Source organism: Leucothrix mucor DSM 2157 (assembly GCF_000419525.1).
Classification (GTDB): Bacteria; Pseudomonadota; Gammaproteobacteria; order Thiotrichales; family Thiotrichaceae; genus Leucothrix; species Leucothrix mucor.
Genome location: NZ_ATTE01000001.1, coordinates 2,297,179 through 2,315,194, shown reverse-complemented (window position 1 = coordinate 2,315,194; position 18,016 = coordinate 2,297,179). Strand labels below are relative to the sequence as shown.

General features: G+C 47.5%; 13 protein-coding genes. 6 read left to right on the top strand and 7 right to left on the bottom strand.

The window, feature by feature from the left end; genetic code table 11:
- Positions 1-55: 55 nt before the first annotated feature.
- The 4 genes from LEUMU_RS0110190 to LEUMU_RS0110175 all read right to left on the bottom strand — a co-directional run bounded on the left by LEUMU_RS0110190 (position 56) and on the right by LEUMU_RS0110175 (position 5,977).
- Entirely contained in the window at positions 56-1,327 is a 1,272-nt protein-coding gene (locus LEUMU_RS0110190) for an alpha/beta hydrolase family protein (RefSeq protein ID WP_022952187.1), read from the bottom strand.
- Positions 1,328-1,583: 256 nt separating this feature from the next.
- On the bottom strand, positions 1,584-2,765 hold the full coding sequence (locus tag LEUMU_RS0110185) for an acetyl-CoA C-acyltransferase family protein (protein WP_022952186.1): 1,182 nt from the start codon (positions 2,763-2,765) through the stop codon (positions 1,584-1,586).
- A gap of 140 nt (positions 2,766-2,905) precedes the next feature.
- Positions 2,906-4,069: an MFS transporter gene (locus LEUMU_RS0110180; protein ID WP_022952185.1), complete on the bottom strand. Its 1,164-nt coding sequence runs from the start codon at positions 4,067-4,069 to the stop codon at positions 2,906-2,908.
- Between the two features lie 84 nt (positions 4,070-4,153).
- Positions 4,154-5,977, bottom strand: coding sequence for an endonuclease (locus LEUMU_RS0110175; protein WP_022952184.1), 1,824 nt, complete (start codon positions 5,975-5,977; stop codon positions 4,154-4,156).
- Positions 5,978-6,082: 105 nt separating this feature from the next.
- Here LEUMU_RS0110175 and LEUMU_RS0110170 point away from each other — a divergent pair, with 105 nt between their 5' ends.
- Entirely contained in the window at positions 6,083-6,418 is a 336-nt protein-coding gene (locus LEUMU_RS0110170; RefSeq protein ID WP_026744651.1) for a DMT family transporter, read from the top strand.
- A gap of 5 nt (positions 6,419-6,423) precedes the next feature.
- On the opposite strand, the gene LEUMU_RS25575 is transcribed toward LEUMU_RS0110170, so the two are convergent.
- Positions 6,424-8,964, bottom strand: coding sequence for a GGDEF domain-containing phosphodiesterase (locus LEUMU_RS25575; protein ID WP_022952182.1), 2,541 nt, complete (start codon positions 8,962-8,964; stop codon positions 6,424-6,426).
- Between the two features lie 150 nt (positions 8,965-9,114).
- On the opposite strand from LEUMU_RS25575, the gene recC reads away from it, so the two are divergent.
- The 5 genes from recC to LEUMU_RS0110140 all read left to right on the top strand — a co-directional run bounded on the left by recC (position 9,115) and on the right by LEUMU_RS0110140 (position 15,750).
- On the top strand, positions 9,115-12,405 hold the full coding sequence (gene recC / locus LEUMU_RS0110160; RefSeq protein ID WP_022952181.1) for an exodeoxyribonuclease V subunit gamma: 3,291 nt from the start codon (positions 9,115-9,117) through the stop codon (positions 12,403-12,405).
- A 24-nt stretch (positions 12,406-12,429) separates the two neighbouring features.
- A complete protein-coding gene (locus tag LEUMU_RS0110155; RefSeq protein ID WP_022952180.1) occupies positions 12,430-13,653 on the top strand; it encodes a PQQ-dependent sugar dehydrogenase in 1,224 nt (407 codons plus the stop codon).
- A 63-nt stretch (positions 13,654-13,716) separates the two neighbouring features.
- Complete coding sequence (locus LEUMU_RS0110150) at positions 13,717-14,736, top strand: metal-dependent hydrolase (protein ID WP_022952179.1); 1,020 nt, start codon at positions 13,717-13,719, stop codon at positions 14,734-14,736.
- An 11-nt stretch (positions 14,737-14,747) separates the two neighbouring features.
- Positions 14,748-14,939: a CPXCG motif-containing cysteine-rich protein gene (locus LEUMU_RS0110145; RefSeq protein ID WP_022952178.1), complete on the top strand. Its 192-nt coding sequence runs from the start codon at positions 14,748-14,750 to the stop codon at positions 14,937-14,939.
- Positions 14,929-15,750: a glycerophosphodiester phosphodiesterase gene (locus tag LEUMU_RS0110140; RefSeq protein ID WP_022952177.1), complete on the top strand. Its 822-nt coding sequence runs from the start codon at positions 14,929-14,931 to the stop codon at positions 15,748-15,750. The genes LEUMU_RS0110145 and LEUMU_RS0110140 overlap by 11 nt, the downstream gene beginning before the upstream one ends.
- A 134-nt stretch (positions 15,751-15,884) precedes the next feature.
- On the opposite strand, the gene LEUMU_RS0110135 is transcribed toward LEUMU_RS0110140, so the two are convergent.
- Together LEUMU_RS0110135 and LEUMU_RS0110130 are read right to left on the bottom strand one after the other, a co-directional pair.
- Entirely contained in the window at positions 15,885-16,856 is a 972-nt protein-coding gene (locus LEUMU_RS0110135) for a GGDEF domain-containing protein (protein ID WP_022952176.1), read from the bottom strand.
- Between the two features lie 129 nt (positions 16,857-16,985).
- Positions 16,986-17,957, bottom strand: coding sequence for a GGDEF domain-containing protein (locus tag LEUMU_RS0110130; protein WP_022952175.1), 972 nt, complete (start codon positions 17,955-17,957; stop codon positions 16,986-16,988).
- Positions 17,958-18,016: the final 59 nt, after the last annotated feature.

The window sequence follows — 18,016 nt, the reverse complement described above, 5'->3', positions numbered from 1 at the left end:
CTAAAGTCAATTGAGATTTGGTCGCCGCAGGGTTAACAAATATACAGTATTAGTCCTAGCTTTTTGCCGCTGGCTTGTCGTTGCTTGAGGACTTTGCTGCAGCTTTATCTGCTGGCTTAGCGCTGGGTTTAGTGTTTGTTTTAGTCGTCGATTTACTGCTGGGCTTAGCCGTAGTTTTTGAAGCAGGTTTAGACGCCGCTTTGACACTTGGCTTTGCTGTGGTTTTACTAGTTGATTGACCTTTAGCGCTTGAGCTTGTCTTTTTAGCTTCTGGCTTTCCCTTACTGGCGGATTTCGCAGAAGGTTTGGCTTGCTTAGATGGCGTCCCTTTAGCAGCAGGCTTAGCCGATGCTTTCGCTGGCGCTTTGCCCGATGTTGATTTTACAGCAGCCTTTTTAGGAGCAGCCGATTTATCTGTTTTAGCCGCCAACACGGTGTCACCCATATAAGGAGGTGTGCCGCTGAAGCGCTTAAAAAACTGCATAATAAAGTCATTAGCAATCAGCTTTTTGTTGGTAGTACCCAACTGCTTAACCAGAAAATTCTGCGAGCCAGGCCACTGGTGCCCATCTTTGAACATACTACAGCCAATTACTGACGTACTCGCTTTACCATCTTTATATTCCGAACACTTAAAGCTGGAATCACCTTTTACCGTTTTCTTTTCAGCCTTGATCTCATACCAATTACGGAAAAAGTCGACAGTTTGTTGATGGGAGCGCACCTTAAATTTTCCGCCACCTTTATAGGGGGCAGCAGGGTCGGCCATGCCATGCATTACCACGACAGGAACCTTATAAGCGGGATGACAGTATTCTTCATTCAGCGACTGAGCCACCATCGCAGCGCCAGCAATCTGTACTGATTGATGACAAATCAATTTAGCCGCCATTTGTGCACCATTTGAAAAACCCATGGTGTAAATTTTATTCGCCGCAATATTATGGCGCTCAATAATTAGGGAAGGAAGTTCCGCTGCAAAGCGTTCATCATCAGTAGTTTTATTCTTGCTACCCATGCCTTTACCCGCATTCCAGCTTTTGTTGACTGCATTGGGGTAGATCATCACAAAGCCATGTTTATCTGCCCATTTGTCTGGCGCGATCAACCAGCGAAAACCGTTGGCATCCGACTTATAGCCGTGAAACGCAATGATAGCAGGGCGCTTAGTTTTGCCTTTCAGGGAGTCTGGCGTGTACACATAATACTCCCGAATTTCCTCACCAATCACCGCTTCTTTTTTAACATATTGGCCAGCTGAAACAGTCTGAATAGCACTGATAACACAGAGCAGAGTGAAAGCGCGTAAGCGATTGAGGGGAATCATGATGGGGCACCGATTATCTAATTATTATTATGGGTATGCCCTAGGCTAAACAAATAGGGTGGTTGAATACAGGTTATTATGGATTAGTGGTGCTACCGATGGTCACTTTAACAGCATTAATGAATGCGATTGAGTCGGTGAGTCTTCTGAAAGCAGGGATTTTAAAGTAGCAGATACAATAATGGCCGGAGCAAAAGTCCGGCCATTATGATCAAGCGATTAGACTAGCGAATGGCTAATCCTTATGTGCTGTTGCTTACAGGCGTTCGAAAATAACCGCGATACCCTGACCACCACCAATACACATAGTCACGAGTGCATATTTACCGCTAATGCGCTCTAGTTCGTACAATGCTTTTGTTGCAATGAATGCACCTGAACAGCCAACCGGATGGCCCAATGCAATCGCGCCACCATTTGGATTGGTTTTTTCCATATCCAAGCCTAAGCCTTTAGCCACAGCCAGTGCTTGAGCAGCAAATGCTTCGTTAGACTCGATCACATCCATCTGATCAAGCTTTAAGCCTGCTTTTTTCAATGCCAACTTAGTCGCAGGGATTGGGCCTTCACCCATAATGTCATTCGGGACACCAGCAACCGCATAAGATACTAAGCGTGCGATTGGCTTTTGGCCAGCATTTGCAGCCGCTTCAGCAGAAGCTAACACGAAGAACGCCGCACCATCGTTAATACCAGATGCGTTTCCAGCCGTTACCGTACCGTCTTTTTTGAACGCAGGGCGCATTTTGCCCAGTGTCTCTAAAGTAGTGCCCGGACGTACATGCTCATCGGTATCAAACACGACTTCGCCCTTGCGGGTTTTCATGGTGATTGGAACGATTTGAGATTTGAAGCGACCTTCTTCAATAGCGTGTGCTGCACGGCGATGAGACTCAACCGATAGCGCATCTTGCTCTTCACGGCTTAGGTTCCACTTCTCAGCCAGGTTCTCAGCAGTGATACCCATGTGGCCAGCACCGAAAGGGTCATTCAGCGCAGCAACCATCATGTCGACCATTTGCGTGTCGCCCAAACGAGCGCCAGAGCGCATTGCGGGTGACATGTAACCACCGCGAGACATTACTTCAACACCGCCACCAATTCCGTAGTCACAGTCATTCAGCATAATGGATTGAGCAGTGTTAACAATCGCTTGTAAGCCAGAGCTACACAGGCGGTTAACAGCCATCGCTACGGATTCCATTGGCAAGCCAGCCTGAATCGAGGCAACGCGCGCAACATAAGCGTAACGGGAATCTGTCGGGATACAGTTACCGACGGTAACGTAGTTAATCTGGTCCGGGTTGACCGTGGAGCGGCTAATCGCTTCTTTCATGACTTGAGCAGCCAATTCGTGCGGCTCGATCGTGCTTAACGAACCTCCGAAACCACCAATTGCAGAACGGACAGCACTTAATACAACAACATCACGTGACATGATTTCACTCCTTGATTGTAGATCAAAATATGTTATTCACCCTGTGCTAAGCATAACCGATATAGTTGGGTTATGCCTGCTTTGTGGGCTGATAGTTGCAATAATTTAATTCGATAGTCGAGGCTTAATTTAATCCTGATTTATAGCGCAGCTTTGGCCGAGCGGCGCTCAAACAAGCCGGCACTCAATGGAATTAACACTAGCATAATGCACAGCGAAATAACCCGTTCCCAACCACCCGACTCATAGGAGATACCCGCAACCGTGATGCCGATACTTCCGCCGACATAATAGAACAATACATACAGCGCATTCGCACGGCCTTGGCCGCTGCTGAGTTTGCGATTGAGTGCGCCAATGGCGGCGGCATGAACGGCAAAGAAGCCAGTACAAACTACAAGTAATCCGCTAATAATAGCGACTACCGAAGGCAATAAAATCAGTACCAAGCCAAGCACTAGCACCAAGCTTCCACCGATTAGCGTTGCGCCATTACCAAAGCGATTGCTGATGCGTCCTGCCATGGGCCCCATAAAAATACCCATCACATAGACTAGGTAGAGCAGGGTGATGGTTTCCGTAGAGAAATTAAACGGCTCGTGGCTTAGTCGGAAAGGTAAGTAGTTAAATACTGAAGAAAACACCGCAAAGCTGCCCATTGCGCAAAAAAACAGCCTGAGGAATGTCCATTGTTTAACCAGTTGCCAATAGCTGACGGTACTGCGCGGTTTGTTCGGTTCGACAGGGGCTTTGGGTAAGCCACGCACCGCCACAAAGCTGGCAATCGCAATTAGCGCAGCAGCCGAGATAAAGGCATAGCGCCAGTGTAGTGGGGGATGAATCCAGCCGCCCAGCAAGCGACCACCCAGACCACCCACCACCGTGGCTGAGACATAAGAGCCCATCACAATATTGAGTCGTTCCGGCGGCAGGGTTTTAGCGAGATAAGCGGCGATGCAGGTAGTGAGCGCCGGAATAAACGCACCTTGCACAAAGCGCGCGCCAATCAGCACATTCAAATTATCCGTAGCCGCGCACAATAAACCAGCAGCTGCGACCACAAAGCCGCCCAACATAATAATGGGCTGAATCGCGATCTTATCGACCAACAAACCAAACGGCAGATTAAAAAGCGCAATCCCCATCACCACGGCAGAGACCGTAAAGGAGACTTGCACGATATCCACACCGAACTCTTGCTGAAGTACCGGCAGCACAGGCTGTGTCAGATAGATATTGGTGAACGAAGCAGACACCACCGCAAACACGATCAGCTGCAGACGAAAGTATTCTGAAGAAGACATGGCGATCACCTGTGCGTAAAAGCCAGCTAATATACTGCGTTATTGCGCTGCAGCAAACCACCTTGGGGAAAATAGTTGAGTGGTTTACTTCTCAGTTTGGCTCGGTTGGTTCTTACACATCAGACCTTTTAATAGCGATTCATCATTCAGCCATTCCATGGTGTGCGCCGGAGTGTCGATAAATGGATTGCGGATGCCATGAGTTTGCTGCACCCAATCGTTATAGGCCAGTTCCCATTTAGACGGCATATCGACTTTGGCCCAATGCACTAGAGTATTCAGGTGGTCGAGATAAAGCTCATCAATTTCATACACCAACAACATGTATAAAATGGCGCGGGCAATATCGCCCTGAGAGCGCTTGGGCACTACCCATTCTTCATCCGTATCGTGGCCCGTGCTGGAATAGGCCTGCGGATTGAGATGGATTTTATGTGGGCGCTTTACTTCATCGCCCTGAAAATCAAACTGAAAGCTGGAGCGACGTGAGTTCAAAGTGCGGTCAGCCGGTACAAAATTCAGCGGATTCGTTTCAGCGCCAAAGCGCACACTACGTGGTACTCGCTTGCGAATCAGGTATTCATTGATAAAAGAACGCGGAACGATGTGTTCGATAGTATGGCGTTTTTTCTGTACTAAAGTATCAACAGGAATCGAGCCATACACTGATTTAACCCAGCCATGGTCTGTATCAAAAAAGAAAGCCCAGAAATGATCCCATTTATCTCGGGATTTAAAGTGTGAATAATCCTTATTCGACTGATATACGCCGCCGGCTTTTTCAATAAAGCGCATGTGCTCACATTCCGCAGCTGAAAACTGCTTTGTCCAAATGCGCTTGGGAGTAACTTTAGGTTCTAGCTTGGTGACTTTCTCAACTGGCGTGCAGGGAATTATTTCAATGCATACCTGGCCATGATCCGATTGCAGTTTGTTATCTACATCATCGCCACGCACGTGTTGGTTGTAAACTTGATATTGGCAAACTTCGCCGGTCGCTTCGCGATTCAACGGGTTTAGCGCATTGCTAACCAGAATATGATCGAGTACATCCGGCTCGCCATGGTGCATATGGGTGTAGGGGCGAGCTTTAGCGCGAAGGTTCGGCGTAATCATAAAGCTATCGAATAAGCGATGCTCATGCAGCTCGCGACGGCTCTCATTGGGCCAATGCTTATCTTCAATGCCTCCAATATCATAAACTTTTTGGCGTTGGGTGAGGGCATCCATTGGTGAGGAAGCTTCGCTATCGTTGAGGTCTCCCATCACCACCACCTGCTTAATCGACTGCATTTGTAGGATGACATCATGGTACAGCAACGTTGCTTCCAGCCCACGTTGAATCATCGAGAGTACATCGCCCCGTGAGCGACGTAATAGACTGTCGCGAATCCGCGCATCCCAAGGCTCATCGGCCGCATATTCGATGCGATCCATCACCGCACGTTTGGACTTTAAGTGCACCACATAGACCATGACTTCACCCAAGTCCGGTGTGTTTACCGTGGCACAAATGGGTTTGCGGCTAAAGGAAAAATCATCGGCGACTGGCAAGTCTTTTTTAACATCACCATCCAGCGCAACGCCTTGAATTTTGGTAAAGGGAAAGCGCGAGGCCAATGCCACAACCGGGCTAACAAAGACTTGTGGGTCTTGATCATCAGTGCGCGGTGCTTCAACCGTGGCAAAGTAGGGGTAGCCAAGCTTTTCGACCAGCCGCTCCAGCGCATCAACACTAAAGACTTCCTGAAAGCCCACCACATCGGCATCCATCGCAATTAATTGCTGCTGCACCCAGAGTTGTTTTTTCTTCCATTCGCGGGAGTGGTAGGTGTTGCTTTCTTCGCGGTCATACCAGTAATAGCCTTGTTCGGCGAACTGATAGAGATTGATCGTTGCAAGCTTCATGGATGGCTGTCTTCCTATTGGAGGGCAATGTGTTTTGGTTGCGTCTACTGTTTTATAATGGTATTTACTGCGCCCATTATTGAATTATTGCTGTGTAGTCCCAAAATGACAAAAACTTATATCATCCTGGTAATCGCGATCATCGCTGAAATCATTGCCGCAAATGCCTTAAAGTCGTCAGAACAGTTTACGCGTTTGTGGCCAACCGTTCTATCGCTGAGCTGTTATTGCGTGTCGATGTTCCTGTTAACCTTAGTACTTAAGCACATGTCATTAGGGATTACCTACGCGATTTGGTCAGGTGTTGGTATTGTATTTGTCGCGATCATTGGTGTGTTATACCACAAAGAAACGCTGGATTTGCCCGCGATTGCTGGCATGGTGCTGATTATTGCAGGCGTTATTTTGATCAACGTCTACTCTAAAGCGATTAACCCTTAATTGGATTAACTCTCCATGGCTTCCAGTTGCAGTTGCTTGTTACGACTAGGTTCTGCAACCGGCGCTTCCAGTGTTGGAATCAATGGCTGGCTTAGCTTTTTGTGTTGCTGTTGGCATTGCTTGGCTAACTGTTCTTCAAATTCTGTGGCGGCTAAGGGCTTTGCGTACAAATAGCCCTGACCAAAGTCGCAGCCTGCTAACGCCAGTAGATAGCTTTGCTCCTCAGTCTCGATGCCTTCAGCAATGACTTTCATACCAAAAATATGAGCGATGTGGATAATCTCACAACACAGCGCCATATTTTGCTCGCTTTCGGTGATGTTGCTCACAAACGAGCGATCAATTTTCAGGTAATCACTGGTGAGCTTCTGTAGATAAGAGAGCGAGGAATAGCCGGTACCAAAATCATCCAGCGCAATCTTCACGCCACCTTTACGGAAGGCCGCCAGCTTGCTTTCAACCGTATCGTTGAGCTCTAATAACATGCCTTCGGTGATTTCCACCACTAAGCTGTCATAGGGCAAGTTAAGCTTGTCCAGATGAGCAAACCACTCGTCGACCACACAGCCGTCATCAATGTATTGAGCCGGTGAGGTATTAACGCTGACTTGCAGGTCAATATCATACTGCTTGCGCCATTTGGCCTGCTGCTTGGTGGCCTCATAAAATACCCAGTTACCAATATCCACGATCAAGCCCGTCTCTTCGGCAATCGGAATAATGTCGTCTGCGCCCAATAAGCCCTGTATCGGATGACGCCAGCGAATCAGTACCTCAGTTTTCACAATCAATCCGCTTTGCATATCGACGATCGGCTGGAAGTAGAGCTCAAACTCATCATCGACAATGGCTTGGCGTAATTCGTTAATGGTGCGCATTCTAGCCTGCGCTTTGGTGCGCATGGATTGGGTAAAGTAGGAATAGCGGTTGCGTCCTTCTTCTTTGGCGACATACATCGCCTGATCCGCATTCATTAACAGCGTATCGGTATCTGAAGCATCTTCCGGGTAGAAGGTAATGCCGATACTGGCTGAGATATGGAATGACTCCATTTCTAATGCAAAAGGTCGGCACAGTGAGTGCAGTACATTTTCAGCAATGCGCGTCACAATATCTACATCACGTACATCATTGATGATAATGGTGAATTCATCACCACCTAAGCGCGAGACGGTATCATTGTCGCGGACGCAGGCTTTTAGTCGTTTAGCGGCTTCCTGAAGTAGCGCATCACCCATTTTATGGCCATGGGTATCATTAATAATCTTGAAGTTATCTAAGTCCAGAAAGATCAGCGACATACTGCTTTGGTTACGATTAGCCGTTTCAATTGCGCTGCATAAGTTTTCCTGAAACAGGCGACGATTAGGCAAATTTGTTAATAAGTCGAGGTTCGCCTGACTCCAAATCAGTGCTTCAGCCCGCTTGTGTGAGCTGATATCGGTGTGAGTGCCTACAACGCGATTAGCTTGTTGCTTGCTATCGCGTGTAATGACCATGCCGCGCGATAAAATCCAGATCCAATGACCGTCCTTATGACGTACGCGGTTTTCGCGGGAATAATCCTGATTCTTCTTACTCAGTAGATTATTCATTGCAGTAATGGATTCTTTACGGTCTTCCGGGTGCACAAGCGAGAGCCAGGCGCTCATAGTGTCTTCAAGCACGCCCTCGGGATAACCCAGTAATTCTTTAATTTGTGAGGAGAAGAAGACTTTATCGGTCAGCGGATTCCAATCCCAAACCCCATCTCCTGAGCCCTCCAGCGCAAACTTCCAACGTGCTTCACTGGAGCTTAAGCCTCTTTCAATTTCGCGCTTAGATTCCGTCAGCTGGTTTTGATAGTGATTGATATCAAAGAGTAGGCGATTGTAGGTTTGAGTTAGGTCTGCAATCTCATCCATCTGGTTATTTTCCAGATAATAGAGCCCCGGTCGGGTTGGATCTTCCATTGCCTTAAACATGTTTTCTTTCAGTTTAAGAATAGGGCTGATCACGATGCTGGATACGCCAATCATCGAGGCGATGGTGACGAACACCGAAATCAGCGCCACCAAACCAATCATTTGCCAGATAAACATCGTAATTTGATGTTTAAGGTCTGAAGTATCAATGCGCATAATAATGGCATTATGTTCCCCCGGCTCCCCAAACAAACTACGGCGGACCTCAAGGCGCGTATCGGAATCCACCAGCTTGGAAACAGGCGTATCTGATGCATCAAATTTTGAGATGATCTCTTCACCAGAGCTCGCCTTGCAGTCATCGTTAAAGCAAATCTTATACCCCGTTATCAGACTGTGATTATTCAGGTAGTTCAGGTAGTCATAATTATCACTAATTTTTTTGCCACTCAGCAGGTTAGAGTTAATGAGTTCCACGATGATATCGGCATGCATTTCAACCATGTGCACTTGCTTATGTTTAAAGCTCATGACGGATGGAAACAAAATGATAAACTCGACCAGAACAATGCTAAATAGCACAACACCAGCCAGCTTACGGCTAAGACCTGATCGAATTATTTTGGGTATTTCAAGAACCATACCGAACACATTTTTAGTTTGGGGGATCTTTATAGTAAGCAATGTTGGGCTACTGTATGCTGAATAAATGTCAGCGGATTAACGGCTTATCTTGTTAAATGATTAGCTCGTCCTTTTATTTTCCATTTTCGTTATTGTGAGTTTTTGATCATGTTTGTTTTGCATACCTCGAATCGAGCTGAAAATCTGCTGGAGCACTTGGTTAAAATACTTGAAGCGCCGCAGCAGTCGATATTGGCTAAAGAAATGTTTTTGATTCAAAGCCAAGGCATGGAGCGTTGGCTGTCTCAGCAGCTGGCAGAGCGCTCTGGATTATGGGGGAATTTTGAATACTTATTTCCGGCAAAGTTCTTCAATAACATGTCGGAAAAGCTGGATCTCAAACTCAATCAGCAATCGTTTAGCCGTGAAGGGTTGTTGTGGCAGTTTGAGGCGTTATTACGCAATTTGGATGACCCTGTTTTTCAGCCGTTGTCTCAATACTTAAGTGGCGATGCGATTGACCGCAAACGGTATCAATTAGCGCAGCAACTCACTTATTTATTCGATCAATATCAGTTTATGCGACCGGATTGGTTAGCCGCTTGGGAGAAGGGGGAGCGCATTCGCTTGCCCGAGACGAATCCGGTGATCGAAGCGACACAAAACTGGCAAGCTGCACTATGGCGTAGGCTACTATCGCAACAAGAAGCAGGCTCCGAGCATCATGGTGAACGCTGGCTACATGCCATTGAAACCTTAAAAACACGCCGGCACGGTGACTTAGATAATATATTACCCGAGCGCATTTCGGTGATCGGGATCAATACCTTGTCACCCATGTATCTGGCGTATTTACAGGCTTTGTCACAGCATGTTCAGGTGCATTTTTATTTGCTGAATCCTTGTCAGGAGTTTTGGGCTGAGGGCAATAGCGAAGTTCGCCAGCAGCTTAGGGAGCAATCCTTAATGACTGAGCCGCTAAATGATGCCGAAGCGGAGCCGATTAACCCGTTACTGGGAATGCTGGGGCAGCAAGGCCGGGATTTTCAGGTCTTACTCTTAGAGCAGCAGGCCAATGAAATTGAGATTTCCTCGTTTGATGCGGTGGCCTCCGAAGGCAGTCTGAGCTTATTGCAGCAAGTCCAAAACGATATTTTATATAATCGTGGCGGTGATGATGGCTTTTTGCCAGAGATTGACGACCGCAGTATTTCCATTCACGCCTGTCATACCCGAATGCGCGAAGTGGAAGTGTTGAAAGATCAGCTGCTGGCAAGCTTTGAGCAAGACCCAAGTTTGGACATTCGCGATGTGGTTGTGATGGCACCGGATATTCAAACCTACTTGCCCTATATCGACGCGGTGTTTGCCGATATTCCCTACGCAGTTGCCGACCGCAGTTTGCGCCAGAGCAACCATTTGCTGGATATTTTGCTGCGCTTTTTCGGGCTAAGCCAGAGTCGCTTGTTATGGCATGAGGTCTTAGATCTGTTAGATGAGCCAGCGGTGCGTGAGCAGTTTGGTTTATTTGAAGCCGATTTACTGCTGATCCGCCATTGGGTCGAAGCCACGCGTATTCGTTGGGGTGAGTCGGCGCTGCACCGTGCAGAGCTTGGCGTGGGTGAGTTCTCAGAAAATAGCTGGCAGGCCGGTTTAGAGCGTTTGCTAATGGGCTATGCGGTACCGGATGACCGTGATTTTTGTGATGATGTGCTGCCATTTAGTGATATTGAAGGCTCACAAGCGCTCGCCTTGGGTGGCTTTTATGCGTACTTCAAATTGCTACAGCAGGCGCGTAAACAGCTGTCGCAAGAGCATACCTTAGCTCAGTGGCTGGAAAAACTGCAGTATTTTGCCACGCAGATTTTGCTGCAAAGTAATGATAACGATTTGGAATGGGGCCAGCTGCGCGAGCTGTTTGATAATTTGGCTGAAGTGGCAGGCCAGCATGACCAGCCGATTAGCTTAGTTGTCTTAATGGATTATCTGGAAGCCAGCGCCAGCGAGCAAAAAACGGCTACCGGTTTTATGCGTGGGCAGCTGACTTTCTGCTCAATGCTACCGATGCGAGCCATTCCATTCTCAGTGATCGGCTTGTTGGGTATGAATGAAGGCGAGTTTCCAAATGTCGATGGGCGCGCGGCTTTTGATTTAATGGATGTGGAATTCCGGCGTGGTGACCGCTCCCGTCGAGCCGATGAGCGCTATCAATTTCTGGAAATTCTAATGTCGGCGCGTCAGCAGGTATTGATCAGTTATATCGGTCAGTCGATAAAGAATAATGATGAAATTCCGCCTTCGGTGGTGATTTCAGAGCTGCTGGATGTGTTAGCTCAGTATTACCATGTTGATAGTCAGCGAGTGCTTACACGTCATCCTTTGCAGGCTTTTAGCCCACGTTATTTCTTACCGGCTGAAAGCGAGACTAAAGAGCCATCCGGTCAGTTATTTAGTTATTCAACTGCGGCTTGTGATCTGGCGACACGCCTGCAAGGCTCAGAGCCTGCTAACTCAGGTTTCTGGTGGCAAGGTGAGCTACAAGGGCGAGATGCTCCTGCACCCAAAATGCTGATTGATTTACAGGACCTATTCCGGTTTTACAGCCATCCGCAGCGCTATTTTGTCGAACAGCAACTGCAGTTGCGATTGGCACAAGCTGACTCCATTCCTGTTCCCAGTGAATCCTTTGAGTTAGATAATCTGGAGCGCTTCTTTGTTAATCAGGAATGGCTCAACCGTCACTTAAGTGATGAGGCTTCCGATGTTGATCAAGCGTTTTTAAAGCGCCTCAGAGCAGAAGGACGCTGGCCGCATGGCGTATTGGGCGATCAGTTATTTGAGTCTATGTCCGAAGAGCTCAGTGGTTTTGTGAGTAAACTACAAACGCTGGATTTGGGTGACAAGCTAGATGGCTTTGCAGTTGATTATCAGATTGGGGATTATCGTTTGCGTGGTTCACTCAACTGCGTGTATCAAAATGGCAATCTGCTCTACCGTTATGCGCGCTGCAAAGCTAAAGACCAGCTCCATGCCTGGCTCAATCATTTAATTTACTCCAATGCGCCCGACCGAAGCCCCGTAACCACCAGCTTTTTGCATATGGATGGCTCGTGGCAGTTTGGAGCGGTGGATGCGCCAGAGCAGAATCTATTGGCCTTGTTAGATGCTTATCGACAAGCGCAAACTGGCTTGAGCCCTATATTATCGTCGGCTGCTGTGGCTTATCTGGAGCGGCTTAAAAAGCCCAGTTCCCGCAGCACTAAAACCCCAGAGGAAATGGCGTTTGAAGCCTACCTCAAAGAAATCGAATATGATGCCTATTATCAGCAGCTATACCGCAATGGCGATGCCCAGAGCTTGATCAGTTCGCCAGAATTCGAGCTGGCTTTGGAGTCTATTTTCAAGCCAATGTACGAGGCGCGCCAAGGCATCAGTTTCGATAGCAGTATGGTGGCCTGATAATTCATTAATCACGGAGGATGTATGAAGCTCAATACAGCGTCGGTTGTAACAATCTCTGCAGTGCTGGCTCTAGCGGCTGGCAATGTTCAAGCGGCGGGTGAACGCATTGCCCAAAGTACGGCAGCAGCCAGTGATTTACGTAATGATGTTTTGCCTAAAATCACTTTGCCGGATGGCTTTAAAATTGAGCTATTTGCGATCGCTCCGAATGCCCGTCACTTGGCGGTTAGTCCTAAAGGAACGGTATGGATTGGCACCCGCAGTGATCGGGTTTGGCAGGCTACCGATAAGGACGGCGACAAGATCGCTGACATGGTTGAGCGGTTCGCGCCGCAAGTGAATTTCAAAGTCTCTAATGGCGTATGCTTAAGTAAAGATGGTTCGCTATATGTGGCTGAGCATAATCGGGTCATGCACTTTTTCGATGCAGAAACCTATATGCAAAGTGACACGCCAAAAGCCGAGCCACTGGTTAAGTTGGGCGAGCTAACACCCCGTTCAGAGCAGTCTTATGGACACAATGCGCGTGTGTGTAAAATCGGGCCGGACGATAAAATCTATATCAGCCTCGGACAGCCTTACAATGTGTCGCCCGCCAAAAAATTAGATCTCTACAAAGAAACCGGCATTGGCGGAATCATTCGTTTAAATCGCTTTGATGGCAGTGAGCGCGAGGTTGTGGCGCAAGGTATTCGTAACTCCGTTGGGCATGATTTCAATCCGAAAGATGGCAGCTTGTGGTTCACCGATAATCAGGTAGATGGCATGGGCGATGACATTCCGCCGGGCGAGCTAAATAAAGCCCCGAAAATGGGCATGTGGTACGGCTTTCCTCACTATGGCGGCGGTGATACCCGCACCAATGAATACAAAGATCAGGCGATTCCTAAAGAAGATTTAGCACGTTATGTGGCTCCGCAGATTGAAACCGTGGCACATGCTGCCGATTTAGGGATGACGTTTTATACCGGAGAGCAATTTCCAAAGGCTTATCAGAATGCTATTTTCAGCGCTCAGCATGGTTCGTGGAATCGCAGTACACCAGTGGGTGCGCGGGTGATGGTGACTTATCTGGATGATAACGGCGATGCTATTAAAATGGAGCCCTTTGCAGAAGGCTGGCTTAATGCGGCAGGGCGTTATCTAGGTAGACCGGTTGATGTGGCGCAGTACATCGACGGTTCGATATTGGTTTCTGATGATAAAGCGGGCGCGGTTTACCGGATTTATTATAGTGGCAAATAGTGCTTAGCCGATGCTTGGGATACCATAGCCACCTTTAAAATAATAAGCTCACAGGAATGGTCTATGGATCCGGTTACTCAAGGTGTGTTTGGGGCGATTTTCGCTCAGGCCCCAGCTCGCAAAAAGCAGCTGACCAAGGCTGCAGTTATTGGTGCTTTGGCCGGTATGACTCCGGATCTGGATATTCTGATTCGCTCAACCGACGATCCTTTATTGGCGCTGGAATATCACCGTCACTTCACCCATTCCTTATTATTTATCCCAGTTGGGGGCTTGATTTGTAGCTTGGTGCTGCACCCCTTATTGGGTAAGCGATGGCATTTAAGTTACTGGCAAACCTTGCTTTGGTGTGTGATTGGATTTGCGACGCATGGCTTGCTAGATGGTTGTACCAGCTACGGCACCCAATTGCTGTGGCCGCTGACGGATCAGCGCTTTGCCTGGGATATTATTTCCATCATCGATCCATTGGTGACCTTGCCGCTGCTATTGGCGATCGTGCTGGCATCGCGGCGAAAATCACGTCGCTATGTGTATTTAGGCCTGCTGTGGTTATGCACTTATTTCAGCCTTGCCTTTGTGCAGCATGAGCGTGCGATTGAGTTTGGGCTGCAGCAGGCTGAAGCCCGTGGACATGACGTCTTACAGCTGGAAGCCAAGCCTAGCTTTGGCAATATTCTGGTCTGGAAAGTGATTTACCGAACGCCAGATAGCTATTATGTGGATGCAGTCACCGCAGGCCTGAGTGGCATGGTTTACTGGCCGGGCGAATCTGTGGCTAAATTAGACCTTGAGCGGGATTTCCCTTGGTTGGATAAAGACTCGCAGCAGGCCAAAGATATTGAGCGCTTCCGCTGGTTCTCTGGTGGCTATCTGGCGCAAGATGCTGTGAACCCGAATCGCATTGTTGATATTCGTTATTCCATGTTGCCACAGCAAATCAAACCACTGTGGGGTATTGAGTTATCACCTGATGCCAAGCCAACAGATCACGTTGAATATTATGCCGAGCGCGATGACGCCGGTGGCGCGATTAAGCAATTATGGACAATGTTATTCGCCGTACCTTCAAAAACAGAATAGGGGAGTAAAACATGGATCAATTAGAGCCACGGGATATTGAATGCCCGTACTGTGGAGAGACTATTGAGGTGCTGATCGACGGCTCAGAGCTGCCCGCACAGTATATTGAGGACTGTCAGGTATGCTGTCGTCCAATTAATTTTGATGTCTCGCAGGATTACGAGGGTGATGTCCTAGTCCGCGTTACTAGTGATGATGAATAAGCTGCTGAATGGCTTGCTTAGGTTTGCTAGACAAGGATTGGTCAATCACTGGCTTAGGTTTTCCAGACAAGGGTTGATTAGTCGCTTGCTAGCAGGGCTGTGCCTGCTAGGGTTTAGCAATGTCGCTCTGGCAAAGCCTCTGGATATTGCGCATCGCGGTTATGCTGATATGCAGCCAGAATCTACTTTGCAGGCATTTGAATACGCCATTGCTGTAGGCGCGGACGGATTAGAGCTGGATGTGCGCCAAACCCGTGATGGTGTATTGGTTGTGCATCATGATCGGGCAGTGACTGAGCTTAATTCACGCACTGTCGAGTCATTGAGCCTGAATGAAATCCTGCAAAACACGCAGATTCCCATGTTGGAAGAGGTGGTTAGTTTAGCTAAAAGTGTTAATAAGCCCTTATGGATTGAGATAAAGCAAAGCCATTTGTACCCCGGCATTATTCAGCGAACCTTGGCGTTGTTGGGCCGTTATCAATATCAGCATCAATCGGTGATTCAGAGTTTTAATCATGCGGATTTAGCGGCAATCAACCAGAGTGGGAGTAATATTGAGCTACTGGCTTTGTTTTCGCGATCATTTTCGGTGACTCAGGTGCCAGCGTATGTGCGCTATGTAGGCTTGCCTGCGGTCGTTCAATATCAACAAGCAGCATTGGTGCAAGCAATTCATCGAGCAGGCAAACAAGTGATTTTCTGGCGACGTGATGCTAACTCAGAGCGCAGGGCGGTCATTGAGTCGTTTATTGCGCTGGGAGCGGATGGTTTTATGTTGAATAAGCCATTATCAGAGATTCTGAAATAAAACAGGGTGACTACTTTATTCTATCGTGGACTTGTCTTGGGCTTAGGTTGCTGTTGTCACCCAAATCTAATTTGGCCACGGGATCAGCTTAGGTTGCAGCGGCCTATTAGTCATATTCTACTTCGGGGTTAAGATTAAGCTGCAACAGCCATACAGACTTTATTGCGGCCTTGGTTTTTAGCAGAATACAGCGCTTCATCTGCACGGTTTAACCAACTTTCGGGAGAGTCTGCATTATCCAGCGCTGCAATTCCCAATGAAATAGTGATCTGCTTTTCACTAAAGATTTTACTATGCTCTACGCGAGCGCGAATGGTTTCGGCAAGTACGGATGCGGCTTCTAAGTCAGTCGAGTCAGCCACAATCACAAACTCTTCACCGCCATAACGATAAAATTTATCCGTCACCCGAATATTTGAGCGGATTAGGTCAGCTATTTTTTTCAGGATCTCATCGCCAACCCCATGTCCGTAGGTATCGTTGATATGTTTGAAATGATCAAGGTCTAGTATCAATAGGGATGACTGGCGATCACGTTGCCTTTTACTGCCGACTTTTGCAATGAGTGATTCATCCAATGAGCGGCGGTTCCAGGCACCGGTTAGCGCATCTCGCGCTGCGAGCTGGCTTAGTTTTGATTGATGACTTTCAGTATTAAACGAGAATGCATAGCCGAACACGCAAAGCATGATAATGGTCGCAAATACCGTCATCATCTCATCCATTGGCATGGCAGTGTAAAGCGCGGGAATTAGCAGGGTGACGCCAATAATATTAAAGATATTGGCTATCTTAAAACTGGTGATGCAGTAGCAGGTTAGGGCGGTCGGGTAGTACCAATAAACAGCCGGAGGTCCCTTGAGGTGGATAAGCATAACCGTAACTGACAAGCTAAGCATTGAGAGTAATAATCCCGCTCCAATCACCTTGCCAGTTTTATATACGTAGCCGAAAATTCCCAGCATGACGACCAAGAGTAGGAAGTCCATTAAAGATACAAAGTAGTGACCGCCGAAAAAACGGAATACCATAAATGGCAGTATCAACGACGAGCCTACACAGCAGACCAGTAGAATGATGTTCTCTTTGTAGCTTCGGTTGTTCAACGTTGGACCTCCGTAGGTTGGGAGTTTTATCTATCCAAGCCGAATAATAGGTGCATTAAAAATAGCTTGATCCTTGTACAAGCATACGACATTCAGGCTAACGAGTGTTAGCTTAGCCAGTACTGAAATTTAGGCAGCAGCAGCCATACAAACCATGTTTCGGCCTTGGTTTTTAGCTTCATACAGGGCTTCATCGGCAAGGTTTAGCCAGTTTTCTGCGGTATCCGCTTGATTGATTGATGCGATGCCAAGAGAAATCGTAATCTTTTCTTTGCTGAAAATTCGGCTGTGCTCAACCCGTGAACGGATAGACTCTGCGAGTACCGATGCGGCCTCTAAGTCAGTGGAATCAGCAACGATCACGAACTCTTCACCACCATAACGGTAAAACTTATCAGTAATTCGAATACTGGAGCGGATCAGGTCAGCTACTTTTTTCAGAATTTCATCACCTACCCCATGACCATAAGTGTCATTAATGTGTTTGAAATGATCCAAATCCAGAATTAATAGTGAGGCTTGGTGGTTGTTGCGCTTTTTGCTACTGATTTTTTGCAGCAATGACTCATCCAGCGAGCGACGGTTCCAGGCGCCAGTCAAGGCATCCCGTGCGGCTAAGTGGGTGAGTTTGGTTTGATGATTTCTGGTTTGTAGTGCAAAGGAATAACCAAATACACACAACATGGTAATCGTGGTAAATACGGTCATCATTTCAGTGATTGGCATATTGGTATACAGGGCAGGGAACAGTAGCGTGACACCAATAATATTGTAGATACTGGCCATTCTGACATTAATAATGCAGTAGCAAGCCAGTGCTGCGGGATAATACCAATAGACGGCTGCCGGGCCTTTGAGATTCACAACCACAACCGTCACCAGCAGGCAAAGCGCTGTTAGTAATAGGGCTGCGCCGGCTACTTTACGAGTCTTTAGTACATAGCCGAAAATCCCCATCATGGTGACCATCAGTGAACCTTCAATCAGGGATACCAGATAGTCTCCGTTCAGAAAACGGAATATCGTAAAAGGCAGAATCAGTAACATCCCTGCAATGCAGCCTATTAGGATGATGTTTTCTGCGTAGGTTCGGTTTTTCAACAGTGGGCTCCGTTTATTGCGGAGTCTAGGCCCTTCAAACTGAACCACAGGTTTATTAG

Bases quoted from the DNA above. Each gene is read 5' to 3' on its own strand.
- LEUMU_RS0110190 (WP_022952187.1), bottom strand. From the start codon at position 1,327: ATGATTCCCCTCAATCGCTTACGCGCTTTCACTCTGCTCTGTGTTATC.
- LEUMU_RS0110185 (WP_022952186.1), bottom strand. From the start codon at position 2,765: ATGTCACGTGATGTTGTTGTATTAAGTGCTGTCCGTTCTGCAATTGGT.
- LEUMU_RS0110180 (WP_022952185.1), bottom strand. From the start codon at position 4,069: ATGTCTTCTTCAGAATACTTTCGTCTGCAGCTGATCGTGTTTGCGGTG.
- LEUMU_RS0110175 (WP_022952184.1), bottom strand. From the start codon at position 5,977: ATGAAGCTTGCAACGATCAATCTCTATCAGTTCGCCGAACAAGGCTAT.
- LEUMU_RS0110170 (WP_026744651.1), top strand. From the start codon at position 6,083: ATGACAAAAACTTATATCATCCTGGTAATCGCGATCATCGCTGAAATC.
- LEUMU_RS25575 (WP_022952182.1), bottom strand. From the start codon at position 8,964: ATGGTTCTTGAAATACCCAAAATAATTCGATCAGGTCTTAGCCGTAAG.
- recC (WP_022952181.1), top strand. From the start codon at position 9,115: ATGTTTGTTTTGCATACCTCGAATCGAGCTGAAAATCTGCTGGAGCAC.
- LEUMU_RS0110155 (WP_022952180.1), top strand. From the start codon at position 12,430: ATGAAGCTCAATACAGCGTCGGTTGTAACAATCTCTGCAGTGCTGGCT.
- LEUMU_RS0110150 (WP_022952179.1), top strand. From the start codon at position 13,717: ATGGATCCGGTTACTCAAGGTGTGTTTGGGGCGATTTTCGCTCAGGCC.
- LEUMU_RS0110145 (WP_022952178.1), top strand. From the start codon at position 14,748: ATGGATCAATTAGAGCCACGGGATATTGAATGCCCGTACTGTGGAGAG.
- LEUMU_RS0110140 (WP_022952177.1), top strand. From the start codon at position 14,929: ATGATGAATAAGCTGCTGAATGGCTTGCTTAGGTTTGCTAGACAAGGA.